Genomic DNA, 11678 nt, shown 5'->3' on the forward strand with positions numbered 1-11678 from the left:
AGGGAGGATGCTCGTGAAACCGCGGAAGAAGCGTGCGCTTGCCCCGAGCGGTATCTCGGACGCGGAGCGGGAGCTGTACGGGGGACGGTTGCGCTGGGACCAGTCCTTCGTCCGCCACGAGGGTGCGCTGACCCGGTTGGGGTTCGGGCAAATGGCCGCAGCCCTGCCACGCATGGCGGGAACCGTGCTGCGCACCGCCTGGGAAGTGGACAGACGAGCGCTGGCCGGGGTTGTGACGGCACAGCTCGGGCAGGGAGTGACGGCTGCGTGTGGTCTGGTGGCCGTCAATCGCGTACTCACGCAACTGTTCGCTGACGGTCCGACCGCGGACAAGCTCCGAGACGCTCTGCCCTCGCTGCTGATGCTTGCCGTGGTGTCGGTGGGCTCGGGGATCTTGGCGGCGTGGTCGACAGCCATGTCCGGCCGACTGGAACCACAGGTGGAGCGAGCGGTCTCCGTCCGCTATTACGAGGCCATCACCCGGGTCGAGGTGGAGGCGACCGAACGCCCGGAAATCCAACGTGTTCTGGAGGCAGGCAGATTCGGCACCGACTCGGCACGCAGCATGCTCCGGCTGTCGGTCGGCGTGGGCAACGTGTTGATCGGCATGGTCGCAGCCGCCGTCGTGCTGGTCTCGCTGCACTGGATCTTGCTGCCGATGCTGCTGACCATCGCCCTTCCCAAGGGGTGGGGCGCGGTGCGCTCGGCTCGCCGCGAATACACCTCGCGCCTGAACTGGGTCGATCACAGGCGCGCGATCGCCTCCCTGCTTGCTTACCTGACCCGGCCCCACGCCGCCGGCGAGATCCGCGCCCACGCTGCCGGGGAGAGGCTGCTCGCCGGCTATGAGGAGATGTCTCAGCAGTCGGAGTCGGAGCAACGACGTCTGGCACGGGCGCAGGCGAGCACCGATCTGGTCGCCGGCGGGTTCTCGGGCCTGGCGTCGCTTGCCTGTTACGGGGTGTTGTGGTGGCTGCTCACAAACGGCGGCCTGCCGCTGGCGGTCGGTGGGACAGCGGTCATCGCCATCCGCAACTGCACCGGGCAGCTCACATCCCTGGTCCAGCAGGTCAACCGCCTGTACGAGCAGATGCTGTTCCTCACCGACACCAAGAACGCCACCGAACTGGCTGCCGAGCACGCCATCCCGCGCACCGGCACCCCCCTGCCCCTCTCAGTGCTCGCCGTGCATGTGGAGGACGTGTCGTTCAGCTATCCCGGTGCAAGCTCTCCGGCGCTGAAGGGTGTGAGCCTGTCGGTCCGCAGGGGGGAGGTGACGGCGCTGGTGGGCGCGAACGGCTCGGGCAAGACCACGTTGACCAGGCTCCTTGCCGGGCTTTTGCTGCCCACTGGTGGGGATGTGTGGTGGGAAGGGGAGTCCGGCGAGCGGGTCGGGCTCCGTGAGGCCGACCGCGCGCAGGTTTTCTCCCACGTGGGACTGCTCGCGCAGGACTTCCCGCATTGGGAGATGACGGCCGCGACGAACGTGGCCATCGGCGCCGGCGACCGCCCTCGTGACATGGACCGGGTCAAGGAGGCCACACAGGCCGCCGGCGTGTACGACCTCATCGAGGGACTACCGCACGGCATGGACTCGATTGTCTTCAAGGGGTATGAGCGCGGCGTCCAGCTCTCGGGAGGGCAGTGGCAGAAGTTGGGCACCGCCCGCAGCCGGTACCGGAACGCGCCCTTCTTCCTGGTCGACGAGCCCACATCGGCGCTCGATCCCCACGCGGAGATTGCCGCGTTCGAGGGATTGTGGTCGCTGGCCGACCGCGACCACGCGGTCGTGCTGGTAACCCACCGGCTCGCCGCGACCGCGAAGGCCGACCGCATCTACGTTCTCGACCAGGGGCGCATCGCCGAAGAAGGCACCCATGACCAGCTCATGGCACGCCAGGACGGCCTCTACCGAGAGATGTACGTGGCCCAGGCCGCCCAGTACGGGCTCGGACTGCCGGCGGGCCACGCGCTTCCAGCTCCCCGCGGCGACGCTGACCGGCACGAGGAGATTTTGTGACGCTGCGGAAGCTCACGCCCGCAGCGACCGAACCGTTCCGAGGCCTCGTATCGATGTCGTCCCGTTGACCATGAACGACGCCCCGACCACATCCCCCACATGAAGTGGGCGACCTCCCGTACGGCGGAAGCATTTCCCGGGCTTCCCCGGACCCGGGGGAGCGGCCGTGATCCATTTCTGTGTTTCTCGGAGGTAATCCCAGGAGGAGCCGGCGTTATGCCCTGCATTTGAATGGAGAAACCTTGCCGACCCGCTGTGTAGGAGGTCGTTGCCGGGGCACATGATGGCTCGGAGGTTGATAGATATGGTTCCCCTGCTTCTCGTTCTTCTTCTCGCGCTGCTTCTTTTCGGTGCGGGATTCGCTCTCAAGGCTCTTTGGATCGTCGCAGTCGTCGTGCTGGCATTTTGGCTGCTGGGATTCGTCATGCGTTCTGCCGGTGCCGGTGGTAAGCGCGGTAGGTGGTATCGCTGGTAGCCACCCGAGCCTGACCACGTGCCTCTGGGTGGGGCGGACAACGCCATGTTGTCCGCCCCACCCAGAGGCTTTGTCGGCTGATGCATCATCAGCGCAGGAGCGGGCAAAAGGGACATGTGGTCCGGTGCGGGCGCTGGTTCCGCAGGGAACATCACCTCCAAAACAGCGCCCCGCCGGGCCACTTGCTCCCACCCTCCCTCCTATGGGCCAGCGGGTGCACCGTCTGCGTGTGTCCACATCGTCCGCCTAACGGCGAAGGCCGGCGGCCGCCCGTCAAAGGCGCCCGCAGCGGAGACCCGCACCGCCGGACGTCCTGGTGCCTACCCCGGCCAGCCATTGTGGTGCAGCCACCGCCACCGGGAGACCGGCGCCGGCCGAAGGCAACGAGCCCTCTATTCAGAGCCGGCTACCTCGCCGACAGCCACCGCTACATCGCTCGGGCCCGTGGGGGTGCTGACCAGATGGCGCCAACTGTCCGCGCCGTTCGGGAGATCGCCGACGTGATCGCTCTGTCCGCCGCGACGTTCGACTGCTACCAAGGGGGCACTGGGCACGAACGTTCAGCTGCTGCCCCTGCCTGGCGGGGCGTACGACTGATCGCCTTTCCGCAGGTCAGGCCAGTGTGGGGTGACCTGCGCGATGGTTATCGCGCCACGCGATCTGCTGGGCCGCGGTCAGCCTGCTCCGCTCCTTGGCGCCGGGGCCTACTTCCTGCCGGTCGCCGGGCCGGTCACCGCAACCCGGCCCGGGGCTGGATGAGTTGGTGGTGGGCCGCCTTCGTGGCCGGGCGAGGGCAGCTGGCGCTCGCATTGCTGTATGCGCCTCTCGGGCTCGTGCTCGCCGCGCGGGTCACGCTGCTGCTGCGTACCCTGCCTCTCCCGGGCCCGAAGGCGACCGGGCTGCTGCGTGGTTGTGCGGGTTGCCTGTCGCGCATACCCGCGACCGCGAAAGCCTCGCCCCCCACTTGAGCCAGGAGGTGGAGGACGAGGCCCGTGTGTTCCACAGGACCGACGGCCTGGTGCCGCGCACTGCGACGCCGGCGCCGTCGGCGGGCGTCAGGTGTTGAGCAGGCGGTTGAAGAACGAGCGGTATTGCTGGAGGGCGACTCGGAGTTCCTCTGTCGCCACTTCCTCGCCACGGTGCCACTGACCTTCGAGTCCTTGTTTGTGCTGGGAGAAGGTTGCCGCAAGCGCCTGCATTACCTCGGCGACCAGGGTGTCCGCCGCACCGACCGCCTCACGCGGATCATCGACGAACTCGCTCTGGATCCGCTGCCATCGGCTGTGGAACTCCTCCTGCTCCGGTCCGAGCAGCGGCGCCTCCGTCTCCCGGGTCTCCGGCTCTTGGGCCTTCGGGTGGCGGTTTCTTTCCGGCGCGGGGGCCCGGACTTCGTCTCCGGGCGTAGCGACTCCCCGGTCCGCCGCCGTGGCTTCCCCAGGAAACACCGGCGGTGTCTCGGCGTGGGCGCCGTGAGCCCCGCTCCCTACGTCCTGCGGGGTGCCTGCCAGATCTTCGGTGGACAGGCCGTTCGCTCCGGGCTTTGGTACATCTCGCCGTTCCATTCCGCCTCCTTCTTCGTCGGGGCCGCGCCTTGTCTTACGGGTGCCGTGCAGGCTCATACCCGGTCCTCCGACGGGCGGTGGCCGTCGCGCAGCAGTTCCGTGAACAGGGCGCGGTAGTGCACCATCGCCCCCCGCAGTTCCTCCGTCGTTGCTTCGCGCCGAGCGCTGCGGCCGTTCACCTCGTGGGCGGCGCGGTAGTGCTCCAAGGTGCGCCCGTGCTCCACCGACAGGTCGCTCAGCTGCTGTTCAAGTCCCTCGGTGGGGTAGCCGCGCTCTCTCATGAGCGAGGTCACCAGTCGGTCGGCCTCACGGACCGCGCCGTCGGGCTGGTCCACGAAGCGTTCCTGCACCCGGTCCCATTCGTGGGCGTATCGGTCCCGGGCCGAGGCCGGCAGCTGCTTGATGTGCAGCGCGTCGTGGCGCTCCTCGCGCTCACGCAGATCGCGCTCGGCCGCCCTGCGGCTGCCCTTGGCCTCCACGGCCCGCTCGTACTCCGGTCCGAACCGTGCTTGCAGCCGGCGGCGACGCATGATCATCCATGCGGCCAGCGCACACACCAGGATCACGACCACGACAAGCACAATGATCGTTATGAGCGTTCCAGGGGACATTCGGTCCTCCGCATTCATTTGCTGACACGAAAAGTGAGATGACTTCAGATCGGAACGTGAATTCCAGGCGCGCGGCCCGTACGCTCCGGCTGATTTTTTTTACAGGGCCCGCCACGACGGCCACCGCAAGCGGCAAGACGCTGCCGCTACCAGTGGTGCTTTCGTCTCGCGACGGCGCGCCCATCGTGCCGAGGAGCCACCGAGTGTTCTCTTGGGTACTCCTCCTCGATACCGTGGAATGGAGAGCGAGTGCCCGGTGCAGGGGCGTCGAAACAGCCCGCCCAACTCCTGATTGGCCAATCTCCTGGAGGGATGTCGTACGGTGCCGCGCCCATTTCTGTTGCGGCCGCGCTGATGCGGGTGAGTGCCTGTGTTGGTGGTGCGACGTATGGCCGGAGCCCGCCCTCCTGTGGCTCTGGGTAGCTTCTGTACGGGCGGGGCGTGCATGCGATTCGTTGGCGCGACGCGGATGTGGTTCCCGTCGCGCCGTCGCCCGAGAGGCTCACAGTTGTGATCACCAGCGGCTCACGAGGGGTCGGCTGCTCGCTCACCAGCTCAAGACCCGGGGTATGAAGTGATGCCGGGGGAGAGGACGAACGGCGCCGGTGCCGCGGCCAAGTTCGTTGTTCGGCCGGCGGGTCGATGCCCTGTGTGAGTGCGATGTGCGGGACAGCACCAGGCAAGCGCCTTCGCCGCGTGACTCTCGGAGATCGGCGCCCCGCAGCCGTCGTCGACGGTCTCACCTTCAGCGGCGAAATCATCGGGACGGGCGCAGGCTCTTACGGCCTGGCCGGCACCGGAGCCCGGGCAGAAGCACCAGGAAGCCAGCTGACCAGGCTGGTTGCTCATCCGCCGCAGATAGCCCGATCAGAAGTCGTCAGGTTCCTCCTCGGGCGCCGACCGGAGCCGGCCCCGGCGTTTCTTCAGTGACAAGGCATTGCTCCTTCCTCGGCTGCCAATTGGGCCAGGTGGTCACCGAAGCCGCCGACAGCCCGGGGCCGCAGTCGGCTTGAGGTCTCCACCGGACAGTCCGGGGTGCGCAGTACCCGATGCCGCCAGCCCGTCTTGGTGCGGGTCGCTGCGACACCTTCGCCAGGGGGTTCCGCCGCCCATACGCCCCATCGCTCGGTCGGGCCAGGAGTGGGCCCCTGGAGTTCCGCGAGGATTGCGGTGGCGTCGACATGGCCCTCGACGAGCCGCGCCAAGCAGAGGTCACGCTGAGCGATGGCCCGGAGGGCGGCGAATCGTTGCGCAGTGCGCCCGGAGCCGGGCGGCGGCCTCCAGGGCACCGGAGGCAATGTCCGAGACAACGGAGGCGAACCGTTGTGCTACCTCCTGTCGTGCCGGCCCGGGTCTGAGGCCTGTATCCCCGTCCAGGCCACCGGGCCCTGTGAGGTCGGCGGACAGCCGAGTCGTTCGGGCCAGGGCGTGGCAGTGTCGGGGTACGAGCACGCTCATCATGCCCAGGTGTACCGACGCTGCCCGGCGGGCCCCCGCCCACATGGGCTCGCCGATCGCCCGGCCGTCGGTGCAGCCTGCTCTGAAGTACGCATATTTCCGACTCAGGGAGGTCGCAGCAGCCGTCAGCGCCCAGGGGAGAGGGCCGGTGAGCAGGGAGACGGTTCGTCGTATGCTGCTGGGTCTTTCCCTGCCGAAGTGGTCAGCCGTGCAATGGGTGCTGGAAGTTCTCTACGCCGTGGAAACCGGCGGTCACTCGTTCGGGGCGGAGTTTGAGTCTTCGCGAGATGCGCTGCACAGAGCGTGGGATGAAGCCCAACGGGCTGCCCGGATCGATAAGCGGCAGCAAGCCAATGCTGATACGCCGAGGGCTGACGAGTCGCCGTAGCCCGTCGAGGGAGCCGCACCGCTTTCGACGGGCACACGATGAGAGGAGCCGGTCGGCACGATCAGTTGGGCTGCCCAAGTGGTTACTCATGCGTGAGCTGCACATGGACGAGGTGGAGAGTCATGGCTGGTAAGGGCAGAGAGCACGCTGCGGCCCAGCGGGCTGCCGATCCCGGAAACGAAATCCCGGGCAAGCCGACACCGCAGGCGCCGTCGGTGGAGGAGCCCACCGAAGCGCACGGGCCGCTGCCGCCCAAGCCGGACCAGGACGCGCCGGAGACCGTGAGCCCCACCGGCCAGGGCACCGGCGCGGACCGGAACACGATGGCCCAGGCCGGCCCCTTCCTGACCACCGCTCAGGGCAACCGCCTCCACGACACCAACCACTCCCTCAAGGCGGGGCCCCGAGGCCCCGTACTGCTGCAGGACCACCATCTGCGGGAGAAGATCACCCATTTTGACCACGAACGGATCCCCGAGCGGGTCGTGCATGCCCGCGGGGCGGCCGCGCACGGCGTCTTCCGCGGCTACGGCACCGCGGCGAAGATCACCAAGGCGACGTTCCTGGGGGCGGACGTCGAGACACCGGTGTTCGTACGGTTCTCCACGGTTCTGGGGTCGAGGGGCTCCGCTGACACGGTCCGCGACACCCGCGGCTTCGCCACGAAGTTCTACACGACCGAGGGCACCTTCGACCTGGTCGGCAACAACATCCCGGTGTTCTTCATCCAGGACGCCATCAAGTTCCCCGACGTCATCCACGCCGGCAAGCCCCACCCTGATCGGGAGATCCCGCAGGCCCAGAGTGCCCACGACACCTTCTGGGACTTCGTCACCCTGCACACCGAGGCCACCCACCACACGCTGTGGAACATGTCCGACCGCGGTATCCCGCGCTCCTTCCGGATGATGGAGGGATTCGGCGTCCACACCTTCCGGCTGGTCAACGCCCAGGGCGAAACCACTCTGGTGAAGTTCCACTGGAAGCCGCGGCTGGGAGTCCACTCCCTGGTCTGGGAGGAAGCTCAGCTCACCAACGGCATGGACCCCGACTTCCACCGTCGCGACCTGGCCGACGCCATCGAAGCAGGCGCGCTCCCGCAGTGGGAGCTGGCCGTCCAGACCTTCCCGGACACCCCTGAGCAGACCTTCGAGGGCATCGACCTGCTCGACCCGACCAATATCGTTCCCGAGGAGCTGGCACCCGTTCAGCCGATCGGCCTGCTCACCCTCAACGCGAACCCGACGAACTTCTTCGCGGAAACGGAACAGGTCGCCTTCCACCCCGGCCATCTCGTGCCCGGCATCGACATCACCGATGACCCGCTGCTGGCCGGCCGGCTGTTCTCCTACCTCGACACCCAGATCACCCGGCTCGCCGGCCCCAACTTCGCCCAGATCCCGATCAACCGCACCCACGCCCCCGTCAACGACATGCTGCGCGACGGATTCCACCAAGACGCGGTCCACAGCGGCGTGGCGCCCTACCGGCCGAACTCCCTCGACGGCGGCTGCCCCTTCCTTGCCGGAGCGGACACCGGCGCCTACATCGAGGTACCCCTCGAACTGCCCGCCGCGAAGAAGGTCCGGGAAGCACCAGCGAGCTTCGATGACCACTTCAGCCAGCCCCGCCGCTTCTGGCTCAGCATGACCCCGGTCGAACGCGAGCACATCATCGCCGCGTACACCTTCGAGCTCAACAAGTGCTACGAGCAAGCGATCAAGGAGAGGGCCCTGCGGGTCCTCGCCAACATCGACCCCGAACTCTGCCAAGGCGTCGCCGCGGGACTCGGACTGCCGGCCCCCGAAGCCGACCGGCCCCTCGCCTCCGTCGACCCGAGCCCCGCCCTGTCCCAGATCGGCCAGAGCTGGCCCCTGGACGGACGCATCATCGGCATCGTCGCCGACCACAACGGTGACCTCGCCGCGGTCCGCACCCTGCGCCAAGCCGTACTCGACGCCGACATGGTCCCCCTGGTCATCGCCCCCGCCGGCGGAAAGCTGGACCCCAACGGCGAACCAGTCACCGTCCAGCGCACCTTCGCCACAGCCCGTTCCACCGAATTCGACGCCATCCTGCTCGCCGGAACCCCCGGCCCCGGCAAGGACGCCTACGGCGCGCGCGATGCCAAGGCCGGCGCCCCCGACCCGGCCGAGCAGGCCGAGACCGACCCCCGTGTCCTATTGATGCTCTCCGAGGCATACCGCCACGGCAAGGCACTCGGCGGCTGGGCCAACGCCGAGAACGCCTTCCGGGCCGCAGGAGTGCCCACAGACGCCCCCGGAGTGGTGATCGCAAGCAACGGCACCGAAACCCTGGACGAGATCACCCAGTTGCTCGGCAAGCACCGAGTCTGGGAGCGATTCGCCGCGAACGCCTAGATGTGCTGTCCCGGCACGTTGGTGACACATCAGGTGCGGATCGATCCCTTACTCCGGGCGGGACGCCGCTGACAGGTCGCAGCCGTTGCCGGAGAGCGGCCCTGCCCGGGCGACGCCCCTCTCGACGGCTGACACTTCCGCTGAGGGCCGGGACAGCTCGCATGCAGAACTGCAGGTCGGGCACACGCTGCACAGACCTCGTTGGCGACAGAAGGAGCCGGACAATGCTCATCGCCCACCCCGCGGTGTTGCGTGATCTCGTTGAGCAGTACGAGACTCTCCGGCTGCTCCACGCCCAGGAAGGCAGCAGCACCGTACGCCGGCAATTGGAAGACGTCACCTACACCCTGTGCGTCTCGACCGGAACGCGCGACGGAGACGCAGCCCTGGCCGCCGCACGCCGCCAGCTACCGGGCCCTGCTGCGGAGGACGATGCCGTCCTCGCACGCTGACAGGCTCTCCTCCTTCAGGATGCCGCTGCGGACGAACGCAGCGTGCTCGGCCCGAGAGGTACTGCCTGCCGGGCGAGCAGCGATCCACCCATGTAAGAGGTGACCGGTGGCGGCAGGACGGGGCCAGCTGGCCCTCAGACGATGCCCTTTCGGCGCCCTCTGTTGTCCGGCACGCATGAGCAGGTGTACCGGTTCCAGTACGGGCCCGGCCGGAAATCGGAGGACGTGTATGGCCCCTGGTGGACGTCGGGCTGAACCGGCTGAGATGGGCAGGCTTGCCCGTATCGGGCAGTGGTGTGGGCGAGCGCTGGGATCGGACGGTCCCGAGCGTCATACGGCGCTCCTCGTCAGCAAGAGTGCGCTGGCCGCGACGATTTCCTGGGTCGTCGCCGACAACCTCCTGAATGCGCAGTCCCCGGCCTTCGCACCGTTCTCCGCGGTGCTGATCATGCAGGTCACCGTCTATCAGTCGGTGGTGCAATCGCTGCGTTACGTCGGCGCGGTGGCCGCCGGGGTGGCTGTGCAGGCTGCCCTGGGTTTCCTGGCGGGTCCGGAAGTGGTGACATTCGCGCTGGTGACCGTGGCTGCCCTCGTCATCGGCCGCTGGCCGGCCCTGGGGGCGCAACGCGGTCAGGTGGCCACGGCGGCGTTCTTCGCGTTCTCCACCTACGCCTCCGCGGCGGGGAATTTCGAAAAGCTCGCCCAGCTCGGTCAGATCGTCCTTCTCGTCGTCATCGGCTCGGTCGTCGCCTTGGCCGTGAACCTGGCCGTCTTTCCGCCCATGCGTTTTCGTAGCGCGGAGTTCAGCATCCGCACCCTCGCCCACGCCTTGGGCGACCTGCTCAACGACATCCACCCCGCTCTGGCCGCAGGAGAAGTCGAGGAGGAGCGCACCGAGCAGTGGCGCACCCGCGCCGCGCAGACCGGCGAGCTGATCACCCAGGCCCGGGCCGGTATGCGCACGGCGGAGGAGAGCCTGTACTACAACCCGCGCCGCCTCTTGCGCCGTCACCGTGAACGCACCGGCTTCGAGAACTACGGCGCGGTGCTGGACGCGCTGGAACGCACGCTGTACCAGATGGCCTCTCTCACCCGCAGCCTCGACCAGTGGCGCGACACCGAGACCACCTACCGCTACGTCGCTTTCCTGCAGTCCTACGCCACGTTCCTGGAAGCCATCGCCGACATCGCCCGGCTTCTGACCACCTTGGATGAGGACCATCTGGTGGACCAAACGGCCGAACTGTGCCGACTGGCAGACCAAGCGCAGCAATACCGGGACCAGGTGGCCACGCAAGCCAAGGACGACGGCCTGCCCCTCGCCGACCCGACCCGCCCCTATGGGGTGCTGGTGGTGGAGGCCACCCGCCTGATGGAGGAGTTCCAGCACACCAGCGACGTACTCCGGCGCTACACCTCCACATGAGCCATCGCCATGTGTGCCCTGGCCAGGCGGGCAGCCCATCCGAGCACGCACGCGCGAGCCGGCCGAAGTCCGAGTCGCCGGCGGCGCGGCCCTCCAGCTCACGGAGGCCCGTGGGCCGCGCCCCAGCTGTGGTGGCGGAAGAGATGGTCACCTGCCAGCGAGACACGGCGAATCTTTGAAATCGCCCTGATCAGTGGTTTTCTGACGGTACAGATATCAAACACTTGCGCGATCTCTTTTGGGCACCCTTCAGCCTGCTTCGACCCGAAAGGCTTGAGGGGATGACGTACTGGTCCGCGAGCCCCCTCGCGAGGCCGTGACGCCGGAAACGAACGCGTCGGGACTTCACGAGGCCGAGTAGATCGCAACGCTCGGACCCTGAAACCGGCCGCCGTGCCGCCCTTGACCGGAAGGCCGCCCTTGCGGCTGCATGACCGTCGCGGCTTTGAACATGCCTTGGTCGGTCGACTCCGGCTGAGCGGACACGGGGCGCCTCTCTCGGCGTAGCCGCGAATCCACGCGGTGCGCAGCGTCCATGCGTACGGATTTGGGAAGACGGTCGGCTCCTCGCCGCGCTCGCCAGCCTCTCGGCCTGCTGTGGCTGCCTTGATGATGTCTCGCGCGTGCCCAAGCTGCGCCCCCTTCCTTACCTCTGATCGAACTGCTCGCGTACCGGTCGATGTGCCAGTCAGGGTCGTCGTGGAGCGCGGAGGAGGAGATCCAGTCACCGAGACCCTCCTCGTAGGTCCGCAGGGCGAACAAGGCGTAGTCGTCGAGCGTGAAGTCGCCGTCCGCCATGGCCTGGTCGAGATGGTCCAGATTGGCCTACAGGGTCGCGACGTCGGCGTCCGGAGCGGCGGTCCGGACGGCGGAGGCCAGGATGCCAAGGGCCGGCGAGGGCACCT

General features: G+C 67.9%; 9 protein-coding genes. 6 read left to right on the top strand and 3 right to left on the bottom strand.

Annotation, left to right across the window (positions count from 1 at the left end; translation table 11 throughout):
- The first annotated feature begins 7 nt into the window (after positions 1–7).
- Positions 8–2020 (top strand): ABC transporter ATP-binding protein, encoded by a 2013-nt coding sequence (locus ACGFZW_RS17040; protein ID WP_393893915.1) that lies wholly within the window; start codon positions 8–10, stop codon positions 2018–2020.
- Between the two features lie 304 nt (positions 2021–2324).
- Positions 2325–2495 carry a hydrophobic protein gene (locus tag ACGFZW_RS17045; protein ID WP_393893916.1) on the top strand — a complete coding sequence of 57 codons (171 nt, stop codon included), beginning with the start codon at positions 2325–2327 and terminating at the stop codon, positions 2493–2495.
- A gap of 1055 nt (positions 2496–3550) precedes the next feature.
- Here ACGFZW_RS17045 and ACGFZW_RS17050 read toward each other — a convergent pair.
- Both ACGFZW_RS17050 and ACGFZW_RS17055 read right to left on the bottom strand, forming a co-directional pair.
- Entirely contained in the window at positions 3551–4057 is a 507-nt protein-coding gene (locus ACGFZW_RS17050; RefSeq protein WP_393893917.1) for a hypothetical protein, read from the bottom strand.
- A gap of 53 nt (positions 4058–4110) precedes the next feature.
- Entirely contained in the window at positions 4111–4668 is a 558-nt protein-coding gene (locus ACGFZW_RS17055; RefSeq protein ID WP_393893918.1) for a hypothetical protein, read from the bottom strand.
- A 1606-nt stretch (positions 4669–6274) separates the two neighbouring features.
- Here ACGFZW_RS17055 and ACGFZW_RS17060 point away from each other — a divergent pair.
- The 4 genes from ACGFZW_RS17060 to ACGFZW_RS17075 all read left to right on the top strand — a co-directional run bounded on the left by ACGFZW_RS17060 (position 6275) and on the right by ACGFZW_RS17075 (position 10773).
- A complete protein-coding gene (locus ACGFZW_RS17060; RefSeq protein WP_393893919.1) occupies positions 6275–6514 on the top strand; it encodes a hypothetical protein in 240 nt (79 codons plus the stop codon).
- A 122-nt stretch (positions 6515–6636) separates the two neighbouring features.
- Positions 6637–8895 carry a catalase gene (locus tag ACGFZW_RS17065; RefSeq protein ID WP_393893920.1) on the top strand — a complete coding sequence of 753 codons (2259 nt, stop codon included), beginning with the start codon at positions 6637–6639 and terminating at the stop codon, positions 8893–8895.
- Positions 8896–9119: 224 nt separating this feature from the next.
- Complete coding sequence (locus tag ACGFZW_RS17070) at positions 9120–9347, top strand: DUF5133 domain-containing protein (protein WP_393893921.1); 228 nt, start codon at positions 9120–9122, stop codon at positions 9345–9347.
- Between the two features lie 265 nt (positions 9348–9612).
- Positions 9613–10773: an aromatic acid exporter family protein gene (locus ACGFZW_RS17075; protein ID WP_393893922.1), complete on the top strand. Its 1161-nt coding sequence runs from the start codon at positions 9613–9615 to the stop codon at positions 10771–10773.
- A gap of 98 nt (positions 10774–10871) precedes the next feature.
- On the opposite strand, the gene ACGFZW_RS17080 is transcribed toward ACGFZW_RS17075, so the two are convergent.
- On the bottom strand, positions 10872–11501 hold the full coding sequence (locus ACGFZW_RS17080) for an Rmf/CrpP fold protein (RefSeq protein WP_393893923.1): 630 nt from the start codon (positions 11499–11501) through the stop codon (positions 10872–10874).
- Positions 11502–11678: the final 177 nt, after the last annotated feature.

The organism is Streptomyces sp. NPDC048248 (genome assembly GCF_043201875.1).
Classification (GTDB): Bacteria; Actinomycetota; Actinomycetes; order Streptomycetales; family Streptomycetaceae; genus Streptomyces.